The sequence below is a fragment of the Flavobacterium sp. 9AF genome (assembly GCF_902506265.1).
Lineage (GTDB): Bacteria > Bacteroidota > Bacteroidia > Flavobacteriales > Flavobacteriaceae > Flavobacterium.
In genome coordinates, this window is the sequence record NZ_LR733556.1 from 388,583 (window position 1) to 410,018 (window position 21,436).

Annotated in this window: 20 protein-coding genes; 5 read left to right on the forward strand and 15 right to left on the reverse strand. The window is 28.9% G+C overall.

The features are described from left to right. The 10 genes from HALO113_RS01950 to HALO113_RS01995 form a co-directional block, all read right to left on the reverse strand. On the reverse strand, positions 1-1,374 hold the full coding sequence (locus HALO113_RS01950; RefSeq protein WP_159777414.1) for an SDR family oxidoreductase: 1,374 nt from the start codon (positions 1,372-1,374) through the stop codon (positions 1-3). Between the two features lie 133 nt (positions 1,375-1,507). Continuing rightward, positions 1,508-2,188, reverse strand: a complete 681-nt coding sequence (locus tag HALO113_RS01955) for a hypothetical protein (RefSeq protein WP_159777415.1) — start codon at positions 2,186-2,188, stop codon at positions 1,508-1,510. Positions 2,189-2,202: 14 nt separating this feature from the next. Next, entirely contained in the window at positions 2,203-2,928 is a 726-nt protein-coding gene (locus HALO113_RS01960; RefSeq protein ID WP_159777416.1) for a DUF434 domain-containing protein, read from the reverse strand. A 128-nt stretch (positions 2,929-3,056) separates the two neighbouring features. After that, positions 3,057-4,076, reverse strand: coding sequence for an RNA ligase (locus tag HALO113_RS01965; RefSeq protein WP_159777417.1), 1,020 nt, complete (start codon positions 4,074-4,076; stop codon positions 3,057-3,059). A gap of 68 nt (positions 4,077-4,144) precedes the next feature. Beyond that, positions 4,145-4,852 (reverse strand): hypothetical protein, encoded by a 708-nt coding sequence (locus HALO113_RS01970; RefSeq protein WP_159777418.1) that lies wholly within the window; start codon positions 4,850-4,852, stop codon positions 4,145-4,147. Beyond that, positions 4,839-5,606, reverse strand: coding sequence for a hypothetical protein (locus tag HALO113_RS01975; protein WP_159777419.1), 768 nt, complete (start codon positions 5,604-5,606; stop codon positions 4,839-4,841). Before HALO113_RS01975 ends, HALO113_RS01970 begins: the two co-directional genes overlap by 14 nt. A gap of 71 nt (positions 5,607-5,677) precedes the next feature. Then, positions 5,678-6,358, reverse strand: coding sequence for a uracil-DNA glycosylase family protein (locus HALO113_RS01980; protein ID WP_159777420.1), 681 nt, complete (start codon positions 6,356-6,358; stop codon positions 5,678-5,680). Positions 6,359-6,418: 60 nt separating this feature from the next. After that, on the reverse strand, positions 6,419-7,321 hold the full coding sequence (locus tag HALO113_RS01985) for an AAA family ATPase (protein ID WP_159777421.1): 903 nt from the start codon (positions 7,319-7,321) through the stop codon (positions 6,419-6,421). A 486-nt stretch (positions 7,322-7,807) separates the two neighbouring features. After that, positions 7,808-8,077, reverse strand: a complete 270-nt coding sequence (locus HALO113_RS01990; protein WP_159777422.1) for a phosphate ABC transporter substrate-binding protein — start codon at positions 8,075-8,077, stop codon at positions 7,808-7,810. Between the two features lie 690 nt (positions 8,078-8,767). After that, on the reverse strand, positions 8,768-10,285 hold the full coding sequence (locus HALO113_RS01995; protein ID WP_159777423.1) for a TROVE domain-containing protein: 1,518 nt from the start codon (positions 10,283-10,285) through the stop codon (positions 8,768-8,770). 109 nt (positions 10,286-10,394) lie between these two features. Between HALO113_RS01995 and HALO113_RS02000 the strand changes: the two genes are divergently transcribed. Further along, positions 10,395-11,006 carry a hypothetical protein gene (locus HALO113_RS02000; RefSeq protein WP_159777424.1) on the forward strand — a complete coding sequence of 204 codons (612 nt, stop codon included), beginning with the start codon at positions 10,395-10,397 and terminating at the stop codon, positions 11,004-11,006. A 44-nt stretch (positions 11,007-11,050) separates the two neighbouring features. After that, positions 11,051-12,076, forward strand: a complete 1,026-nt coding sequence (locus HALO113_RS02005; RefSeq protein WP_159777425.1) for a YafY family protein — start codon at positions 11,051-11,053, stop codon at positions 12,074-12,076. Positions 12,077-12,129: 53 nt separating this feature from the next. Here the strand turns inward: HALO113_RS02005 and HALO113_RS02010 are convergent, their stop codons facing one another. Beyond that, positions 12,130-13,017: a hypothetical protein gene (locus HALO113_RS02010; protein WP_159777426.1), complete on the reverse strand. Its 888-nt coding sequence runs from the start codon at positions 13,015-13,017 to the stop codon at positions 12,130-12,132. 119 nt (positions 13,018-13,136) lie between these two features. Here HALO113_RS02010 and HALO113_RS02015 point away from each other — a divergent pair, with 119 nt between their 5' ends. Beyond that, a complete protein-coding gene (locus HALO113_RS02015; protein WP_159777427.1) occupies positions 13,137-14,168 on the forward strand; it encodes a formimidoylglutamase in 1,032 nt (343 codons plus the stop codon). 71 nt (positions 14,169-14,239) lie between these two features. After that, a complete protein-coding gene (locus HALO113_RS02020; RefSeq protein ID WP_159777428.1) occupies positions 14,240-15,505 on the forward strand; it encodes a DEAD/DEAH box helicase in 1,266 nt (421 codons plus the stop codon). Here the strand turns inward: HALO113_RS02020 and HALO113_RS02025 are convergent. The 4 genes from HALO113_RS02025 to holA all read right to left on the reverse strand — a co-directional run bounded on the left by HALO113_RS02025 (position 15,502) and on the right by holA (position 20,932). Next, positions 15,502-17,715 (reverse strand): ATP-binding protein, encoded by a 2,214-nt coding sequence (locus tag HALO113_RS02025; protein ID WP_159777429.1) that lies wholly within the window; start codon positions 17,713-17,715, stop codon positions 15,502-15,504. The two genes, HALO113_RS02020 and HALO113_RS02025, sit on opposite strands and share 4 nt — an antisense overlap. Before the next feature lie 229 nt (positions 17,716-17,944). After that, positions 17,945-19,639, reverse strand: coding sequence for an energy-dependent translational throttle protein EttA (gene ettA / locus HALO113_RS02030; protein ID WP_159777430.1), 1,695 nt, complete (start codon positions 19,637-19,639; stop codon positions 17,945-17,947). Between the two features lie 42 nt (positions 19,640-19,681). Then, positions 19,682-19,864, reverse strand: coding sequence for a CAL67264 family membrane protein (locus HALO113_RS02035; RefSeq protein ID WP_008258152.1), 183 nt, complete (start codon positions 19,862-19,864; stop codon positions 19,682-19,684). Between the two features lie 63 nt (positions 19,865-19,927). Continuing rightward, positions 19,928-20,932: a DNA polymerase III subunit delta gene (gene holA / locus HALO113_RS02040; RefSeq protein ID WP_159777431.1), complete on the reverse strand. Its 1,005-nt coding sequence runs from the start codon at positions 20,930-20,932 to the stop codon at positions 19,928-19,930. Positions 20,933-20,989: 57 nt separating this feature from the next. On the opposite strand from holA, the gene HALO113_RS02045 reads away from it, so the two are divergent. Next, positions 20,990-21,436, forward strand: a complete 447-nt coding sequence (locus HALO113_RS02045) for a type I restriction enzyme HsdR N-terminal domain-containing protein (RefSeq protein ID WP_159777432.1) — start codon at positions 20,990-20,992, stop codon at positions 21,434-21,436.

The window sequence follows — 21,436 nt, forward strand, 5'->3', positions numbered from 1 at the left end:
TCACCATGATGCCACTTTATAATTTTTAAGTAGTACACCATAAAGATAATTTCCTTTTATTCCTTCAATAATTGGATGAACTATTCTGCTTGCTCCATCAACAGAATCTAAAGGTGGAATATATCCTTTTTCAAATTGCTTTTTTCTTAACTCTTCTTTTGCACCAGTTGAAATCCAACCTACATCAACACAACTCATATAGATTTGATCATTAGCAAATTCTTTTCCTGAAGTTAGAGTCAACATATTCAAGGCTGCCTTAGTCATATTTGTATGTGGGTGAAACGTAGTTTTATTTGTATAACTAAATATGCCTTCAGAAGAAGTTACATTAATAATAAACTTCTCATTAAATGTTGAATTCAACAATAAAGGTTTAAACTCTTTTATTAAATAATATGGAGCCATTTGATTAATTAAATTCACTTCAACCAATTCATGTAATGAAACTTCATTCAGAGTAGAATTCCAACTTGTTTTTTCTCTTGCATCAATAGGCTGACCAAATCGATTTAATTGAATTTCTGTAAATTCTGAAACATTATATTCTAAAGCTTTAATTTCTTTTGAAATGGGTGTTTTGTTTGCTATTAAATTAACTACATTCTGGTACTTTTCTATTAGCTTTTCTTCTTCTTTCACCATAGGTAAATAATACTCATCTGGATATTTAATAGTTTGTGCGGCATTGTTAATCAAAATATCCAAAGTTGTATATTTTGATTTATAAAATTCGATAAAATTATGGATTGCTTTTAGATTTCTTAAATCCAATCCATAAATTACTAGTTGATTTTTCCATTCTTCATAATCGTTTTCTGCTTCAAATTGCTTTAGAGCTAACGCAGGGAAACGTGAAGTTATGACTACATTCGCTTTACTTCTCAATAACTTTAAAGCGGTAGCAAAACCAACTTTAACTCGACCTCCAGTGAGTATTACATTTCTGTTTTCTAAATTTATATTTTGAAATCTATTCTCATAATTTTCTGTGGCACAAATTGGACATAATCTGTTATAATATTCATGAGCCATTTTATAACTAACATTACAACAATAACATTTTTTAGGCAAATTTAATTCAGTGAAAAATGGGGCTAATGCTTTTTTTTGATCTGCATAAAGTGTTTTACCTTCTATTGCTTTTTGCGATAAAGTAGTTTGTAAAATAGTTTCTAAGTCGGTTTCTTTTTTACTTTTATAGCTATCATTACGCAAATTTTTCTTCGCTTTTTTATGAATCTTAGTAATCAAAGTTGCAAATCGATTGTTTTCAGGATTATTCAAAGGATTATCTTTTAAGATTGTCAATACTTTAAGACAATTCTCCCATTCTTCTTGCGTAAAATTATATTTAGTATCTATTGAATTCATTTTGTTTATTTAAAACTGCATATTTTCGTTTAGTTATCGTTTTTGTAATAGCTAAATTTAATAGAAGATAGCCCGATAAATTATTTTTTACAAATATTCAAAAATAAGTACGCAATTATTCTACACTATTACATTATTCATTTAAAAATTGTTCCAAAAAACCGATAAATTGCTTACCATCACTTGTCCAACGCATACCTTGACCATTTTCCATGCGTATTTCATAGACCAAACCGTGCTTATAATGATAAAAGATATTCCACCAGGTTTGATTTTCTATAATGTAATCAATTTGTTTACTTATCGTGATTTCTTTTTCTTTCTGATTACCTTTTAAAGTTTCGAAAATACTTTCTGGATAACGACCTACATGCTTTTCCCAAGCTTTTACTACTACTGTTGTTTCTTTGTTCAAAGGCTGGAAACAACTTTCTAAAAGTATTTTATGGATTGGTGGAATTGCTTCTTCGTCTTGTTTACTTGCTGAAGTGATACGCTGCCCCATTAACCATAAAATAACAGAAAATGGCGTGTTTTCAATTAAAGTACAAATCTCTTTGTTATCTATTTCATTTTCATTGGTGAAAACCGCTTTAAATTGAGATACTACATCTGGATAATTTTGAATAATTTCTTCTTCAAAAAAAGGCAATCTGACAGCGTTAGGAATTTCATTAAACCGTTTTACCAATTCTTTAGAGAAAAGAAATTGTATCTCTTCTTCCAAAAAAGTACCGTGTTTCCTTTTCCATTCTAAAGAAAAAAAAGTCTTAGACTCTAACAATATAGCCTGTATTTTTTGCTGAAGACTCATGTTATTTATCGTATTTAAATCTTTATATTACTTTCAAAAATAGTTTGAGATGCAATTTTCTTTTCTATTAAATGACTAGCTAAATTAAACCATTGGTTAGCATAATCCAATACCATTTTGTCAGAAGAAACTACAATAGCCTCAGTCTGTATTAAAATTTGGTCTGCATTATCTTCTAAACGAACTTCCCATCGCATCTTATTTGCTTTTGCCATAGCTTCTATTTTGGCTTTTATTCTTCCACTATTAGAAACTTGCTTGTCAAAAATCCAAAGTACAACATCTAATTTATTTTCTTTACAAAAATCTATAACTAAACGTATTACTTGTTCTGTTTGATTAACCGTTTTATAATTTCCATGTACGCTCGATAAATCGCGGTAGCAACCATCTAAACCCTTAAAAATATACGCTTGCGAAAGCGTGCTTTCTAATAAAATGAGCAAATTAAATCCATCGATTACCAGCTTTTTATTTGCTAAATTCTCGTATTTTACTTCCTTCTCTTTTCTAAGAAGCAATTGTTCTTTTGAAACACTCATACCTTGTACCGCTTTTTGTTGGCGACTGGCTAATTTATAACGATTACCCACAATTGATAAGGCATTTTTTTCAGAATAACCACGAGACAGCAAGTAATGCATATCCAATAAGGCTTCTTGTATTGCCGCTAGAAATTTTGGTGTTGAAAAAAAGAAATCATCTTTGGCTTCTTTCCCTCTATTGCTTTGTTTTGACATCTTTTAAAAATTAAAATTCATTTTAAAACGGCTTCTCGATACTTTTCAAAATTAGAAATTTTGAAAAACTCGAAGTGACGTGAAAATAACATTTGGGCTTAGATACTAATATAATCCAAAAACATTGTTTATTTTTCTTCGCTATTCATAAACGGTTTTTCAAAAGTAGGACGAATTCTTTTCCAAATCTCATGTTCGTAGCTTTTATTATCTAACATTAAAAAAAGTACTGCTGGAAATTGACAAGTATAAAAATAAGCTGCTGTCTCTTTTCTTGTTTCTAATATTTTAAAGTCGTTTTTACACTGTTTTTCAATTATTTGAAATTCTTCATTTAAAGTATTCATTTTATTTTTCACCCAATTAAAAAATTCATCTGGAACATGTTCTATTATTTCATCTAAAGGCAGTTTATTCATTAAATGTTCCCAAATATCAATACTGGTTAATTGCGTAATAATTCGATGCAAACGAACATATTCATCAAATTTGACTTTCATTCGGAAACCATTTTCAAATCTAATTACAAAACCTTCTTTGTTCTCTTTTTCGAGATTTTTTAAAGTCAAAATATCTTCAATTCCATCGTATTTTTCAACTATAGGAAAACCAATGTCTTCCAAAGGCAATTCTTTTCCTGAAGCTATTTCGATAATTCCTAATAAAACCAAAGCTTCAGCTGTACCATAATCTAGAACAATACGGTTTTCTGGATAAATAATTTCAAATAAATAGGTTTTGTTTGGATTTAGATGTTTCCAATTTTCTTTATAAATCGTATGAAGTAATTTTGTTCCTCTTGTCGCTTGCTCACTAGTAAAAGAACCTCTACTTGCTATATACGGTATTTGGTTAACCCAATACAAAATACCTAACGACCCATCCATCTTGTCATAAACTTCAAAAGAGGTTTTAGGAATTTCGACACCTTCTTGTTCGCCCAAATTAAAAAACTTAGGAAATGGTCTTGCAACAATATTTTGATTACCATCCATAATAATACCACGACAGGCTAAGGTTACTTCATTCCAAAGCCTTTCAAATTGGACAGTTTGAGAATAGTTGTATATAAATAAATCCCATTCAGGGTGTTTATTTACTTTAATGTATCCTTCATCAATCATTTGTTGCAATAAAGCTTTATTCATAACTTTAATTTTTAATAGCACAAAGTTGCATTCTATTTACGCAGTTATTTTGCGTATATTTTAAAACCCTATTCCGTTGTATGTTCCATTTTAGGGATTTCACTTTCAACAGCATGAATAAAAAGATGAATATACTTTTGAATAGATCGCATAGTTGTATTTGAATCTCTTCTTAAATATATTGCCAATTCTGGATAAAAAGTGGCAACCTCATCTTTAGTATATGCTTCCTTATTATCGTACAAAGCCAAAGTTTGTCCTAATTGAAAAGCTAATGATTTTTTCAAATCCAAAGGATTACTTCCTTTTCCAAAATCTTCTATTTCATTAAAATCAATTGTTTTTAAAACATCCATTTTAGCATAAATATCTTGCTGTAAAGCTTGTTTCACTATTGTTCGATATTGTGTTTTAGAGATAAAAGATAAAATCATTCGTAAGCCACGTATCATTTTTAAATGTAAATTTCTAGGTAGTTTTTGCTTTATTAGAAGTTCATACTCCTGTGCATGTAAATGATAGGTACTCAAAATAGCATTGTTGAGTTCGTCAGGTGTTCCTTTATAAACAGAAACAATCTCACCTGCTTTAACAACGGCTAGATTAGCGTTTATTAGCTTTTCAGAATATTTTAAAGCTATTTCTTGACTCAGTTCTTTACTAAGACTTAGTTTTTCTAAAATTGTATTTGGCATTTCTTCAATAAAAAAAACGACATCATAATCGTTAGAATCAATTGAACCAAAAAAATGATAAGGAGTATTAGTATTTTTCATTGATCATGTCTATTAATTCATTATTACATTGTAACATACCATTCATTGAATTAAAAATTCCAAAATTTTCAATTATAGAAAGCCATTCTAAAATTGTATTTTGTAAGAAGATTTTATCTTTTTCATGTAGATTTTTCCTATAAACAAGACGATATGATTCTGGAGCATAATCCACAGCTTCTTTTTTTGTATATATTTCAATATCTTCGATTAATAATGCTTTATTTTGGACAACATAAAAAGTAATTATTTTCCATATATCTAAATCAGTAGCATTTTTTTGGTTAAAAGAATTCAAACTAATGAAATCTATTCTCTTGAGAACTTTTATTTTAAGATTAAAATCATGAACCCCTTTAAGCACTGATTTGATTTCTGTTCTATATTTTGTTCTTGTCAAAAAGGTTAAAATTGTACGAACTGCTTTATAAATGGCTAGTGTTTTATTTCGCTTTAACACTTGGCAAATCAACAAAGGAAAATGTTGTTCATGCAAATCATATGTCCTTAGCAATGCATTATTTAATGAATCTATCCATGATTTAGTATATATAGTATCTGTCATCACGTTATTTTCAATAACAGCCAAAGTAGCATTCCATGAAAGATTATATTGATGTTGTAATTCCAATACAAGTCTTTTCCTTTCTTCTTGTGTATTTGGCATATCTTTCTTTGGAACAACTATTATAACATCTTTGTCGGTAGAATCAGCTGAACCATAAAAATAATAAGTATAAGGAAATGTTTTCATCTTTAAAGGATTTAAAGTAAAAGTAAAACTTAGATACGCAATTATTTTACGCTGTAAAAATGTAACGAAGTTTAAAAGAAATTACGGTATTGCATGACTCTAAAATCAAAAGTATTGAAAGCTGGATTTTGTTTTTTTAGATTCTGATACAAAGGAATTTTACTAATAGAAATATTTGCTGCTCCAGAAACAGAAGTTAATGAAACAGTTTGTATGATACGATTCGTATCTTTTTCTTTTGGATAAATAGAAGGCAAAGTGAATTGATGAATTCTTGGTATTTCATCGGAAACTAATTCTAACTTCTTACCATACAATTTAAGTTGTTTTCTAAAAAAATATTCAGGTCCGTTTTTACTATTTCCACCAGTAAAGAGTAATGTAGTAATTGCAGGATAACCTGTAAGATATTGTATTAGGTTTCTTAGGATCACGTTTTCCATACCTAAATCGGAAGCATCAATTTTTGAACGTTCACAACTTTCAACTATATCACAAACACCTATTTTATGTTTGATTAAAAACGCTTCTCTTTGTTTTACAGCTTCTATAGAATTATCATATCTCAGATTTAGATGATGTATTGCATCGATATACAACCAAAGGGAATTGTAATAACTACCATAACAAAAATCGACGTCTTTTTCTAAAAGTTTACCAGTCGAAAATCGTGGAGGTGGTAAAGTACCTACAATTAATTTTTCAGTATTGGGCTGAATAAAAGGTTTATATGGATGCTTGTGTAAAAACAATTTTATGCATTTAAGGAATTATAATTACCCGACAGTTTTTTGGAAACTGTCGGGTAAAAGTTAAAAATCTCCATAATATACTTGAAAACAAGGTAATTTAAGCTCTTTTCGCCACATATCTACTACTTGATTTCTATCATCTAAAACAAATTCAATATAAAACTTATCTTTTATTTCTTCATTAAATAATTCGGTTTTTATAATACTATCTTTTCTACTGTCTTTAGATTTTCTCATAAATAAGTGATCGTATTCAATGGCATATTTTTCAAGAAATCGCAATGTAGGTTCTTTATATTTGTCTTCTCTACCAGAAAGTAAAATAATAGTGTAACCTAAATTTTTATAATTTTTCAATACATTCGCAACGGGTTCGTTCAATACATCTTCATCACATTTACTGGCATCAAAAGGATTTCTTCCACTCATTAAAGCCAGTGTTCCATCTAAATCACAAATAATAGCTTTTGGCAAAGTTGCATCTTGAATAGCATATTCTAAATCTTTTCTTCTTGTTTTTTTAATAGGTTCAAAATCAAAATTAGTTTTTAAGTTTTCCAATTGCTTGTACATTCCTTCAATAACAGATTTTGGAACAACTCTGCTTCTTTTTTCATTTCTTTCCAATAATTCTTCCAAAGGCACATCAAATAATTTGAATTGGATATCAGCCAAATCTTGATAATCTTTAATTGCCGTTTTTATATAGTCTTTTTTTACATGACAATTATCTAAAACTACATTCCAGTTATTGGATAGCAATGTTTTTACTTGTTCGTTTACTAATTTAGTAATAATTTTTTCTGCATTTTCATCCATACTTTCCTGGAATTGGGAAAATCGGATTTCATCTCTACTAATTCTAAAGGTTTTAGGTTCTGACTTAACTAACCATTCTGCATACGTACTTTTCCCAGATGCTGGACAACCTATTAGAAGTGTTAGTTTTGGTGTTTTTTTCATTTTTATATTTTATTGAATACGAATTGTACTTCTTATTCGTGTTAATTCTTTATTTCTAATTTTCTCAATTAACGTCAATTTGAGTATGACGTGCATCGAAAAGTTTTGTTTTTAATACACGCGTTCTCGATACATTTTTGTTCCGTTGCTCTACACAAAAATACTCGAACTGACGGTTATGATTTAATTTTTTTTCTTTACACCATCAACTTCAATTTGAGTATGACGCGCATCGAGAAGTTTTGTTTTCAGTACAAGAGTTCTCGAAACATTTTTAATTCCACGCTGTTTCATTAAAAACACTCGAACTGACGGAAAATAGACCATAATAAACCAAGGTAATGTTCGAAAAGACACTATATTACAGAGTGTTACCATTACACCATTCCTTTCGGAATCAGGAATCGAACCTGAAACGTTGTACCCTTAATCGAAGTAATTCTTTTCTACGACACTTGATGTTTTTTAGTATTTATTGATTAGCTGTTAGTACTTAGTTTTTTTATTTATATATAAAACTTCTAATTTTTTATCATCAATCTTCCATTGTGTTTTTCTAAACTTTTTCCAATTACGTTGGTTGTTTTTATCCGTTGAATTTGATGTTTCCCAACCATGTGGAAAACATCTAGAGCAACCTCTATCTTCCCCATTCTTAATTCTTGATAATTGTACATTAGACATTTTAGTTGGAAAAGAAATACTACCCATTTTGTCTTTACCAAATGCTTTTTTAAATCTTTTAAATTTTCTCATACTATTCCATTAAGTTAAACTTAATAGAATGCACCTTTTAATATTCGTTTATAATTTTTCATTTTTTTTTAATATATAAAATCTAGATAAAAATCGAAAAGATACTATTGCAGCGTCCTACCATTAGACGACTCCTCACGGAATCAGGATTCGAACCTGAATTACTGGATCCTAAATCGAAGTATTTCTTTTCTACGACACTAGATGTATTTTAGTGATTAGTTTTTAGTCATTAGTCCTAATCATTACATTTTAGTTTATAATTTAAAAGTAACAAGGCAAAAAGCGATAAGTGAATCGTACTCTACCGCTGAGCTACTCTCCCATTTGTTATTTTTTGTGGAAGAGACGGGAATCGAACCCGCGACCACGTCGTTAAAAGCGAAGTAACACTTATCTACGGCACTTGTTTATTTAGTGATTAGTGATTAGTCATTTAATTTCAAAAAGAAAAGAGTAAAAAGCAAAAAAAGGCTTTGATGCTTTTGCCATTAAGCTATCTTGAGTACTATCCCTGATAGTTTAAACAAGTGTAGGAATCGAACCTACCTATCTGTCTTAGTTTCGAAGGATCTCTTTTTTACGACATCTTTTCTTTATACCTATTGCAAATTTATTCTTTCACTACGCAATTATTTTTCATTGTTTGAAATTACCGCAATTTATATTTACAACTGCGGTAATTTGCTACTATACTTCAATTTGTTTAATCTTTGTTAACGTACTATCTCCATTTTCAAGAGCGTCTAATACATCAAATATTTTATCTGACCAACCAGCAATTAGATACACATCATTTCTTTTAATATCTAAAGGTGTTTGTCCATAACCTGCTAAATCAAACAAATATAATTTAGCTTTTGGAGCGATTTGTTTATACTTGTTCCAAGAATTTTCCATGGTATCATTGGTTCGGTTGCTATTCCATAATTGTACATCGGTAAATAACATAACTTTATCTACGATTTCTTTTCGTTTGATTAAGTCTTCAATTACCAAATAGCCATTAGTAGCATATCCTACTTCTCCTTCACGACGATAAAACTCTTGAACATTCGCTAATACATTTCGTTTGGACATATTAATAATTTTCCAAGTATCACCAAACATACCACTGATTACGTTTTTACATTGTGATTGCATTAGCATACCAAGCATTAAACCAATATCATACAATTGTATTTTACTTTTTGCTGAAATAGGTTTCTGCATGGATCCAGAAACGTCACAAGCGATTACAACAGCTGTATTACTATCGAAGCCTTTAATATTTTGAGCAGTTTGCATCACAGCATCTTCCAATGCTTCCAAAATTCTAGTTGTATAGCGAGACTTCAAAACTTTAATTTCTCGATAAGCTGCTAAAAATCGGAATGGCAATTGTTTTGCATTAGCTACCGCTTTTTCATTGCTTAAATAAGCACAAACTTTATCTATATGTTCACTTGAAACTTGAGCCTCAATAATGTTTCGTAAGTTTCGCATTGTAGCCATATATCCCATACGATTACTATCTATTAACTTTTCCCAAGTTTGTGTAAAAGCTACATTTTTTGCTTTTCCATTTTCATATTTTCTTTGACCTATTTCAGACAACTCTGTTTCCCAAGTATATGGCGTTTCTAAAGTATTGTTTGCAATTTTATTGAATACTTCTTGTTGGTTTTCATCTTTTGCTTTTGGATGTACTAAAAATAATGCATCGCGTAATTTCACTTCTCCATTTCGGTTGTATTTTGCAAATTGGTATTCATCAAAAGAATTAAAAGATAATGCCAAACCTTTTTGAATTTGTTTCGATAAGCGGTTTAACTTTTTAGTTTCTTTTCGTTCGTTTGCCAATTGATAGTAAGCTAGCAACTCGGTGATTTCATCTGCACGTTTTACCACATTTTTTACGGTGTTTTTAATCAAACTATCGCCTTGAACTTGTTTCGCTAACTCAACTGTTAAAACCATTGGTATGCTTCGCATATACATTTGGTTACGAGTATATATTGCTAATTTTGCTGTAAATTCTGGATTGCATTTTTGAATTAACTTTTGAATACGTTTTAAACGATCCGTGTTTTTTTCGTAAGTAACATCGTTTAATCCTGTTGTTACCACGGCTGAATATAATTCCATTTCAGGATTCGTTTTATAAGCTTTTGCTCCTTCATAATTTGAAATAACATTTTTTTGCTTGTTGAAGTAATTAAATTTCATGGTTTCTTTTTTAAATTAAACTTTGTTACTCATTGACAAGACAAAGATTCAAATTGTATTACGCAATTATTTTACGTAGTGGAAAATAATTTGTATTTTTACTAAAAAAATGTCATTAGAAGCCATTTATACTGATTTATTACTACAGTTAGGTTTTGAAAAAACCAATATTGATAAGCATTGGAAAGTTTTAGAAAAAAAATATTCTTCAAAGAATAGAAAATATCACAATTTAACTCATATATCTAACATGGTTCTTTTATACGAAACATACAAAGAACGATTAAATCATAAAAACGAAGTATTATATGCGCTATTTTATCATGATATTATTTATAAAATTACAAGAAAAGATAATGAAATTGAGAGCGCTAAATTTGCAATTCAATTATTGCCAAAAATTACAACTGCAAATAGAAATTTAATTTATAATATGATATGTGCTACTCAATTGCATAAGCATAATATTGTTGAAGATATCAATTGGTTGATTGATTTTGATTTGCATATATTAGCATCTGATTGGGAAAATTATCAAGTTTATTTTCAACAAATACGAAAAGAATATAAGATATACCCTAATCTACTTTATAATCCTGGCCGCAAAAAAGCATTGGAACATTTTTTAGAAAATGATTTTATATTCCAAACAAACGAATTTAGAATCAAATATGATGCAAAAGCAAGAGAAAATATTCAAAAAGAAATAAACCAACTCTAAAAAACTATTCACTAATCACTAAGTACTAACAACTTATTACTAAAATGGCACAAAACAAAAACGCACTCATTCGATATAAAACAATAGATAAATGCCTTCAAAACAAATACCGTCAATGGACTTTAGATGATTTAATTGAAGCATGTAGCAATGCTTTGTATGAATATGAAGGAAAAGAAACATCGGTAAGTAAACGAACCATTCAATTAGATATTCAAATGATGCGTAGTGAAAAACTAGGTTATAACGCACCTATTGAAGTTTATGATAAAAAATATTATCATTATGCTGAAGATGATTTCTCAATTACTGATATCCCTTTAACAGAAACAGACATCAATGTTTTGACTGAAACCGTTTCTATGTTGAAACAGTTTAAAGATTTTTCCCTCTTTAATGATGTATCGGATATTTTACAACGTTTAGAAGACAAAATTTACGCTGAAAAATCGCACACTCAACCCGTTATTCATTTGGATAAAAATGAAAATCTAAAAGGGTTGCATTTTTTAGACGAGATTTATCAGGCAATTGTTAAAAAAGTGGTCTTAGTTATTACTTACAGATCTTTTAAATCTAAAGAAGCACAAATACTGCCTTTTCATCCTTTTATACTGAAAGAATTTAATAACCGTTGGTTTTTGATAGGAAAAACAAAAACAAATCAACCGATTACCAATTTAGCATTAGATCGTATTGAAAAAATTGATTATGACTTTAATATTCCTTTCTTAGAAGAAGAGTTTAATGCTGAAAAATATTATAAAAATATTGTAGGTGTTACCGTAAATCAGGGTTTATATCCTATGAAAATTGAGTTATGGATCGATCAAATGAACGCACCATATGTAATAACAAAACCGTTACATCATAGTCAACGAATTATAGAAACTTATGAAGACGGAAGCATTTTAGTACATTTATTTTTAATTCCGAATTATGAATTGGAACGCTTATTATTAGGTTTTGGAAATGGTTTAGAAGTTTTAAAGCCTAATAATTTAAGAAAACGTATGATTCGTATAATTGAAAAGACTTATGAACGCTATCAAACTAAATTAGAAGAATAAAAAAAACGGAACTGAGACAGTTCCGTTTTTTTTATTGTTAAAAGTAACAGGTATTATTTTAAAACAAAGCTTGTTTTAGAAACATTTTCTCCTTTTTCGCTAAATACATTTACAAAATATGTCCCAGCTTCAAAATTGTCTCCTGCTAATTCTTCAGTAACTTGTACTGATTTATTTTCATACTTAACTGTAGTAATAAAACTATACGTTAACGTTTGATCGTCACCCATTGGAATTGTTTTCTTTTCTCCTAAGATATTTCCTTTAGTGTCCATTACTTGAACATAATATTTTCTATCACCTGAAGAAGCGATTTGATTTTCAGCAATTACGAAGCTAATTTTTAATTTATCTGCTCTACTCGCTTTTGTAGTTTCAACTTGTTTTCCTGAGCTTCTTTCTTTAACTGCTAATACATTTAAGTTTAATACTGCTAATTTAGAAGCTTTTTCAATAGTTTTAGTCATGTTATTATTTTGAACTAAAAGCGTATCTGTAAACCTTCTATTTTCTTCTAAAGCAGTAGCTGTACTATCTAAAGAAGTTGTTAAATTAACGTTTTGTTCTTTTAACAATTTGTTTTCCGCTACTAAATTATCCATTTCTTTTTTCAAACGGAAATATTCATTTTTATATCGAGCCATAGCTTGAACATCACCTTTAGATTTTTCTAATTCTTCTAAAAGTTTTGTCATTTCTTCTTTTTGAGCATCGATGTCTCCTTTTAGAGCCGTATTTTCGCTAGACATAGCTTCTAGTTCTGCAATTCTAGCTTTAATATCCTCTTCTAGAGCTGTTTTTTCAACAGTTAATTCATTTAATTGTTTTTTATTGTCTGAAGTTAGTTTATAAATATAACCTATACTTCCTAACAATAATAATGCTAAAACAACAATCGCTGCTTTTAAACCTGAGTTACTCTTTGTGTCTGTGTTTTCCATAAAATTTTTGGTAATTACTTAATTTTTTTAACAAATGTACAATTTATAAAGTATTTATTCAATCTTAGAACGAAAGTTATATTAAAATAGTATTTTTGAAATGAAATTTTTTTAAATAAATGGAAAAAATTAATTTATTAACGATTAAAGAATTGGCTAAAATTACTCATCATAGAAGTGGTGAGATAAAGTTAGGAGAAAAAGCCATAACCATTCCTTCAGAAGATAATATTTGGGATTTTTTATCTGAATGTGAAGCACAATTTGTAGTTTTTGGGATTCCTGAAGATATAGGAGTTAAGGCAAATCTAGGTCGCCCTGGAACAGCATCAGCTTATGAAAGTGCATTAAAAAGTTTAGTAAATGTACAACATAATAAATTTTGCAAAGGCAATAATATTGTACTATTAGGTCATTTGAATATTTCTGAAGAAATTAACGAAGCTAAAGAATTAAAAAACACAAATAAAGAACACAAAAAGAGACTATTTAAGTTAGTTGAAAAAATTGACAAAGAAGTCTCTCATATTATTCATCAAATAATTAAGTGTGGAAAAACACCTATTATTATTGGCGGTGGGCATAATAATGCTTATGGTAATATTAAAGGACTCGCTTTAGCGAAAGGCAAACCTGTAAATGCAGTAAATTTTGATGCACATACCGATTTTAGAATTTTAGAAGGACGACATTCTGGTAATGGGTTTAGTTATGCCTTTGAAGAAGGTTTTTTAAAAAAATATTTTGTTTTTGGTTTACATGAAAATTTTGTTTCAAAAAGTGTTTTTAATTCCATTAAAGAACAAGAAGCACGATTAAAATATGTTTCATATGAAGAAATCGAAGTGAGAAAGCAAAAGACTTTTGATTCTCAATTACAAGAAGCCATAAATTTTATAAAACAAGACCCTTTTGGTGTAGAATTAGATTTAGATGCTATACCTCATATTTATTCTAGTGCAATGACTTTAAGTGGTTTTAGTGTGCAACAGGCCAGAGAATATGTCCATTATTTTGGTAAACATAAAAATGCCGCTTATTTACATATCTGTGAAGGTGCTCCCGATTTAGATTTAACAAATAACAATCATTTGACAGGAAAGTTAATGGCTTATTTAATTACAGATTTTATAAAAAGTAAAGTGTTGTAATTGTTATTTACAAATCCTATTCATTTTAAAACTCTATTTTCTTTTACCTACCTTTGCAAAAAAAATCACAAATGACTTTTAAAGAACTTCACCTAATTAATAATATACAACAAGCTTTGGAAGAAGAGGGTTACAAAACCCCTACTCCTATTCAACAACAAGCCATTCCAGAAATTTTAGCAGAACATGATTTAGTAGCTTGTGCCCAAACAGGTACAGGTAAAACCGCTGCATTTGCTATTCCTGTTATACAGCTCATTCATAAAATTGTTGGATCTGCAAAAAAAGTGAAGCGAATTAGAACATTAGTAATTACACCTACAAGAGAATTAGCTATACAAATAGGAGAAAGCTTTAATACCTATGGTAAGTATACCCATATTAAAACATTAGTCATTTTTGGAGGTGTTAATCAAGTTCCACAAGTAAATGAATTAAAAGAAGGAGTAGATGTTTTAATTGCAACTCCTGGACGATTGTTGGATTTATACAAACAAGGTTTTATCGATTTAAATCACATGCACCAATTGATTTTAGATGAGGCTGACCAAATGCTAGACATGGGATTTATTAATGATGTAAAAAAAATTATTAAACTTACTCCAGAAAATAGACAAACGTTATTGTTTTCAGCTACTATGCCACTTGCCATAAGGGAATTAGCCGATACTTTTTTAAAAAAACCAAAATATGTTTCGGTAGCACCTATTTCAAGTACGGCAGAAAAAGTGAGTCAAAAAGTATATTTTGTTGATAAAACTGAAAAAAGAAATTTATTATATCATTTATTAACTGAAGAAAAAATTAAAAATGTATTAGTTTTTACAAGAACGAAACACGGTGCTGATAATATTGTTAAAGCATTACATAAAAAAGGAATCGAAGCCGGTGCCATTCATGGAGATAAATCACAAAACTCAAGACAACGTATTTTAGAAAGCTTTAAAAATCAAGAGATTCCAGTATTAATAGCTACCGATATTGCTGCTCGAGGAATTGACATTGAAAGTTTACCTTTTGTAATTAACTTTGATATCCCAAATATTTCAGAAACCTATGTCCATCGAATAGGGAGAACAGGAAGAGCAGGCAATTCTGGATTAGCTATTTCATTTTGTGGTAAAGATGAGAAAGGCTATTGGAATGATATTGAAAAATTAATTAGAATAAAAGTTAAGATCGTAGAAAACCATCCCTTTCCTTGGAAAGAAGAAGAAGAAAAAAAAGAGGGTACAAAAACGGATTACAGAAATAAAAACAAATCTAAATCAGGCAACAAAAATAATACTTCTCGAAAATCAGATGCTTCTAAAAAGAATAAAAAAAGATGGTATTAATTTAATTCTTCTTCCTTAGAATTAATATATAAACGTATCATTTGAAATAGTTTTCTTGTATCAAAAGGTTTTGCTATAATATCATCAATACCAGCTTGTTTTGCTTTTATTTGTACTTCTTCTTTTTCAAAAGCGGTTACTGCAATAATTGGAATAGTAAAGCCTTTCTGACGTATTAGTTTTGTCGTTTCAAAACCATTGATTTTTGGCATATTGATATCCATTAAAATAGCATCAAATTTTTGTGACTCTAACAATTCTAATGCCACAAAACCGTCATCAGCAATTTCACATTGAAATTTGTGATTTTCTAATAGTTTCTTGGTTACAATTTGATTAATTTTATTGTCTTCAACAACTAATATTTTGTAAGTTTTTGGTAAAGATAAATCTACATCTATATTATTAATAAAATCATTTACTTTATCTTTTCCTGATTCAAAAGGGATAGTAAAAGTAATTGTTGTCCCTTTATTTTCTTCACTTTCTAAATGAATATCTCCCTTAAATAGTTCAATTAATTTCTTAACTATAGTTAAACCAAGGCCTGTTCCTTGGTAATCATCTTCTTTTCTATTTATTTGAACAAATTTATCAAATACTTTTTCTTGAAACTCTTTTGGAATACCCACACCAGTATCAATTACTTTAAATTTTATGTAAATCTGTTCTTTATTTTTGTAATCTAAATCGGCTGTAATAGTTACTTTACCATTATGGGTAAATTTTAGAGAATTACTTACTAAATTTAATATAATTTGAGAAAGACGAACACTGTCTCCGATAATGTATTCTGGAATTTTCTTATCTACTTTTATTATAATATCATTATTGTATTTTAATGCAATATTATCTAATGAGTTTTTTATTGTTTCAAGTTTATCTTCTAAATTAAATAAATTATTTTCTAAAACGACTTTATTTTCTTCAAATTTGTAAACTTTTAAGATATCATTTACTAATGATAATAAATAGTTAGCTGAAAATTTTAAAGCTTTCAAATGCGGACTATTTTTAAGTTCATGATGCTCAACTTCTATAATATCTGTAATACCTATTACACCATACAATGGTGTCCTTAATTCGTGACTAATGGTGGATACGAATTGAGACTTAATTTTTGAGGCTTCTTCCGCTTTTTCTTTAGCAATTCTTAATTCTTCATTAGCTTCTCTTAATTCCTCATTAGATTTTCTTCTAATTTTGTTTAATTTAAGTTGGGAATACAAAATGGTTAATGTGGTAAGAAAAATAACCCCAATAAGAATAATTAAGATTTTAATATTAAAAAATTTTTCGTCTTGGATTCTTTTATCCGCTTCCATTTTTATCAAGTCTCTCTTAACTTCTTCTTTTTCAATCTGTTCCACTAAGCCTTTAACTTTTTCATTTCTTTGAAGTTCAAAAGCTATTTGTCTTAGAGAATCTGTTGCTAACAAATATTTATAAGCCTTGTCATATTGTTTTCTTTTGAAATAGAATTTTGATAGACTTTCGTTCATGCCCACTTCATGAGAAGGATTGAAGTTATTATATTTTGATTGACAAATTTTTAAAGCTTTTAACAAATTATTCTCAGCAATTGATAAATTTCCTTTATATTCTTCATAATCTCCATTTAATGAATAGAAAAAAAATTGCGCTTCATGTTCACCTACTAAAGAGTCAATATGCATTCGTACTTCATCTAAGTGGATTTTTCCTTCTTCAAATTTTTTCTTTTCAAAATAAGTATTTACTAAATTTAATTTATTATATGCAAATTCAACTATATCTACCTTTCTTGCATATTCTAAAGATTTTAAATAATATTTAATCCCAGCTTCTTCATCATTTTTATTATAAGAATAAACATTACCTAAATTATTATATAACCAGCTTTTAATGGTGTCATTATTAGTATTTTCAGCATGAAGGAGTGCTTTATTATAATAATCTATTGCTTTTTCAAAATCATAAATTTCAACAAAATTAAGGCCAATAAAGTTATATGCTTTTGCTATAGAAGATTCATCCTTTTTTTTGATGGCAAGGGCTAATGCTTTTTTTGCATTTTGCAATGATAATTCAGGTTGGCTAGTATGTAAATATTTACCTGATTCTGAAAGATACTCTTTAATAGTTTTTATTTTTTCTTTAGCATTTTGAGAAATGACATTGTTAAAAAAAGAAAAAGTAATGATAAATAATAATACCTTAAAATAATTCATTGATTGGGGCTTGAACAAAATTATAATTGTTACTTGTATGTTAAATATACAAATATTATACAAAAAATTTATTAGTCACGTTATTGTTTTTTGTATTTTAACAAGAAAAATACTTGTTTGTAATCTAACACCTTTATGAATTTAAAATTACATTTATTTTAAAATAAAACAAAAAAATAACCTATTAAAACAAGATAATAGGTTATTTAGAATTGTTATTACTATAGTATTAATTTCTAATTAATTTTTTGTATTTAATACGTGTAGGTGTTACTTCTTTACCTAAACGTTTTTTCTTATTTTCTTCATATTCAGAAAAACTTCCTTCAAAGAAATATACTTGTGAATCTCCTTCAAAGGCTAAAATATGGGTACAAACTCTATCTAGGAACCATCTATCGTGAGAAATAATTACAGCGCAACCTGCAAAATTCTCTAATCCTTCTTCTAGTGCTCGTAGTGTATTAATATCTAAATCATTTGTAGGCTCATCTAGAAGTAAAACATTTCCTTCTTCTTTTAATGTCATAGCTAAATGCAAACGGTTTCTTTCTCCTCCGGATAACGTAGCAACTTTTTTATTTTGATCGCTACCACCAAAATTAAAACGAGATAAATACGCCCGAGAATTTACTTGTTTTCCTCCCATCATCATCAGTTCTTGACCGTCACAAAAGTTTTCATAAATTGATTTTTCTGGATTAATATCGCTATGTGATTGATCTACATACGCAATTTTAACTGTATCTCCTATTTTAAAACTTCCATTATCTGGATTTTCTTCTCCCATAATCATTTTAAAAATAGTAGACTTTCCAGCACCATTGGGTCCAATAATACCAACAATTCCTGCTTGAGGTAAAGTAAAATTCAAATTATCATATAACAATTTATCTCCAAATGCTTTAGCTACTCCTTGAGCTTCAATTACATTAGTTCCTAATCTTGGTCCATTAGGAATATAAATTTCTAATTTCTCTTCCAATACTTTTTGATCTTCATTTAATAAACGATCATAGTTTTGTAAACGTGCTTTTTGTTTTGTTTGACGTCCTTTTGCTCCTTGACGAACCCAATCTAACTCTCGTTCTAATGTTTTTCTACGTTTTGAAGCTACTTTTTCTTCTTGCTCCATACGTTTCGATTTTTGATCTAACCAAGAAGAATAATTTCCTTTCCAAGGAATTCCTTCTCCTCTATCTAATTCTAAAATCCAACCAGCCACATTATCTAAGAAGTAACGATCGTGTGTTACCGCAATAACAGTTCCTGCATATTGTTGCAAATGTTGCTCTAACCACAATACAGATTCAGCATCCAAGTGGTTGGTAGGCTCATCCAATAATAAAACATCCGGTTGTTGTAATAATAAACGACAAAGCGCTACACGTCTTTTTTCTCCACCTGACAAATGTTTTATAGGTGTATCAGCTTCGGGAGTACGAAGTGCATCCATGGCTACTTCAAGCTTATTGTCGATTTCCCATGCACCAGCGGCATCAATCTTATCTTGTAGTTCTGCCTGACGGTCCATCAATTTTTGCATCTTATCTGCATCTTCATACACTTCAGGTAAACCAAAACTATCATTAATTTTATTAAATTCGTCTAATAACCCATAAATTTCAGCCGCACCTTCTCTAACTATTTCGATAACGGTTTTAGTTTCATCTAATTGAGGCTCTTGTTCTAAATATCCTACTGTATAACCAGGAGCAAAAACCAAATCTCCTTGAAAGTTTTTATCTAATCCTGCAATAATTTTCAATAAAGAAGATTTACCTGATCCATTAAGACCAAGGATACCTATTTTAGCTCCATAGAAAAAACTTAAGTATATGTCTTTTAGAACTTGTTTGTTTGTACTAGAGTAAATCTTATTTACTCGTGACATTGAAAATATGACTTTCTTATCGTCTGACATAAAAATGTTTATTATTTATCTTGATTGTTTATTTATCTTATTTTACACTCTCCCTTTTAGTGCATTAAAAACCCATGCAATAGCAAAAAAACCAACGCCTACAGCAGAAAATCCCCAACCGGCTACATCTGCATATCTATAAATTCCTAATCCTATTAAAAGTAATCCCATCAGTATCATGATAAATGTAGCCCATGCTAATACTGTATTTTTATTCATTCCCATTTATTTTATTTTAGATTTGAGTTAAAAAATAGCCTACAAAGATATTAATTATTTAAATTAAATTTAAGTAAAAATCTTGATTAGCATTTCTTTCAATAAATCGTGTTGAGAAATTGAATTCGCTCCTACGCCTTTACTTTTAACGTCAATATCTCGCAAGGAGGATACTATTGCACTCACTTTTTTCATTGGATAATTGCGAACAGCTACATCATAATCAGACACAAAATAAGGATTGATTTTTAACACTTTAGCTACGTTTGCTTTGGATTTATCTTTTAGACCATGATATTGCAATAATTGTGAGAAAAAACCAAAAACTAAACCAGTAGTAACCACTATAGGATTATCTTTTGGGTTTTGTGAGAAAAAAGTAATTATCTTGTATGCTTTTATTTGATCTTTTTCGCCAATGGCTTTTCTAAGTTCAAAATTATTATAATCTTTACTAATCCCAATATTATCTTCGATATCTTTTGCTGTAATGGTATGTCCTTGTGGAAGAATGATTTTTAATTTATCTAATTCATTATTAATTTTTGATAAATCTGTACCTAAAAACTCTACTAACATGGCAGCAGCTTTAGGTTCAATAGCATATTTTTGACCCGATAAAACTCTTTTAATCCAATCTCCTACTTGATTTTCATATAATTTTTTGCTTTCAAAAACCACACCTGTTTTCGCTAACAACTTAGTTACTTTTTTTCTTTTATCTAAAGTTTTGTATTTATAAGCAAAAACTAAAACTGTTGTAGGTTGCGGATTTTCTGCATACGCTTCTAATTTATCAATTGTTCTTGATAATTCTTGAGCTTCTTTTACCACTACAACTTGTCTGTCTGCCATCATGGGATAGCGTTTAGCATTAGACACAATATCTTCTATAGAAGTATCTCTACCATATAAAACAACCTGATTAAACCCTTTTTCATCTTCCGTTAATACATTATCTTCAATATATTCTGTTAATTTATCTATATAATAAGGTTCTTCTCCCATAAAGAAATAAATAGGTTTAAAAATTCCCGATTTGATTTCTTTTATAATTTGTACAACTTCGTCCATAGTATTGTCTAAAACAACTCGTGTTGGCTATTTATTTTATTTAGCTAATTTTGTGAAATGATTCAATTGCATTTTCCAACATATTCCTTTCGGTTCAAAAATAGTGAAAATAAAACCTTTATTTTCGATGAAATCAGAAAAAAATTTGTGGTACTCACACCAGAAGAATGGGTACGTCAAAATACATTACAGTATTTAATTCAGGAAAAAAAATATTCAAAATCCTATGTAAATGTTGAAAAATTAGTAAAAGTAAACGGTATAAACAAACGATATGATATTGTTGTTTTTAATCCAAATGGCACCATTTTTTTATTGATTGAATGCAAAGCACCTGAGATTGTGATTTCCCAACAAACTTTTGATCAAATCGCTAGATATAATTTGGTTTTAAAAGCAAGTTATTTGATGGTTACTAATGGACTAAATCATTATTTTTGTCAAATGGATTTTGAAAATGAGAAGTATGTATTTTTAAAAGATTTACCATATTATAATACCTGA

Coding starts and splice junctions, on each gene's coding strand:
- HALO113_RS01950 (WP_159777414.1), bottom strand. CDS start 1,374: ATGAATTCAATAGATACTAAATATAATTTTACGCAAGAAGAATGGGAG.
- HALO113_RS01955 (WP_159777415.1), bottom strand. CDS start 2,188: ATGAGTCTTCAGCAAAAAATACAGGCTATATTGTTAGAGTCTAAGACT.
- HALO113_RS01960 (WP_159777416.1), bottom strand. CDS start 2,928: ATGTCAAAACAAAGCAATAGAGGGAAAGAAGCCAAAGATGATTTCTTT.
- HALO113_RS01965 (WP_159777417.1), bottom strand. CDS start 4,076: ATGAATAAAGCTTTATTGCAACAAATGATTGATGAAGGATACATTAAA.
- HALO113_RS01970 (WP_159777418.1), bottom strand. CDS start 4,852: ATGAAAAATACTAATACTCCTTATCATTTTTTTGGTTCAATTGATTCT.
- HALO113_RS01975 (WP_159777419.1), bottom strand. CDS start 5,606: ATGAAAACATTTCCTTATACTTATTATTTTTATGGTTCAGCTGATTCT.
- HALO113_RS01985 (WP_159777421.1), bottom strand. CDS start 7,321: ATGAAAAAAACACCAAAACTAACACTTCTAATAGGTTGTCCAGCATCT.
- HALO113_RS01990 (WP_159777422.1), bottom strand. CDS start 8,077: ATGAGAAAATTTAAAAGATTTAAAAAAGCATTTGGTAAAGACAAAATG.
- HALO113_RS01995 (WP_159777423.1), bottom strand. CDS start 10,285: ATGAAATTTAATTACTTCAACAAGCAAAAAAATGTTATTTCAAATTAT.
- HALO113_RS02000 (WP_159777424.1), top strand. CDS start 10,395: ATGTCATTAGAAGCCATTTATACTGATTTATTACTACAGTTAGGTTTT.
- HALO113_RS02005 (WP_159777425.1), top strand. CDS start 11,051: ATGGCACAAAACAAAAACGCACTCATTCGATATAAAACAATAGATAAA.
- HALO113_RS02010 (WP_159777426.1), bottom strand. CDS start 13,017: ATGGAAAACACAGACACAAAGAGTAACTCAGGTTTAAAAGCAGCGATT.
- HALO113_RS02015 (WP_159777427.1), top strand. CDS start 13,137: ATGGAAAAAATTAATTTATTAACGATTAAAGAATTGGCTAAAATTACT.
- HALO113_RS02020 (WP_159777428.1), top strand. CDS start 14,240: ATGACTTTTAAAGAACTTCACCTAATTAATAATATACAACAAGCTTTG.
- HALO113_RS02025 (WP_159777429.1), bottom strand. CDS start 17,715: ATGAATTATTTTAAGGTATTATTATTTATCATTACTTTTTCTTTTTTT.
- ettA (WP_159777430.1), bottom strand. CDS start 19,639: ATGTCAGACGATAAGAAAGTCATATTTTCAATGTCACGAGTAAATAAG.
- HALO113_RS02035 (WP_008258152.1), bottom strand. CDS start 19,864: ATGGGAATGAATAAAAATACAGTATTAGCATGGGCTACATTTATCATG.
- holA (WP_159777431.1), bottom strand. CDS start 20,932: ATGGACGAAGTTGTACAAATTATAAAAGAAATCAAATCGGGAATTTTT.
- HALO113_RS02045 (WP_159777432.1), top strand. CDS start 20,990: ATGATTCAATTGCATTTTCCAACATATTCCTTTCGGTTCAAAAATAGT.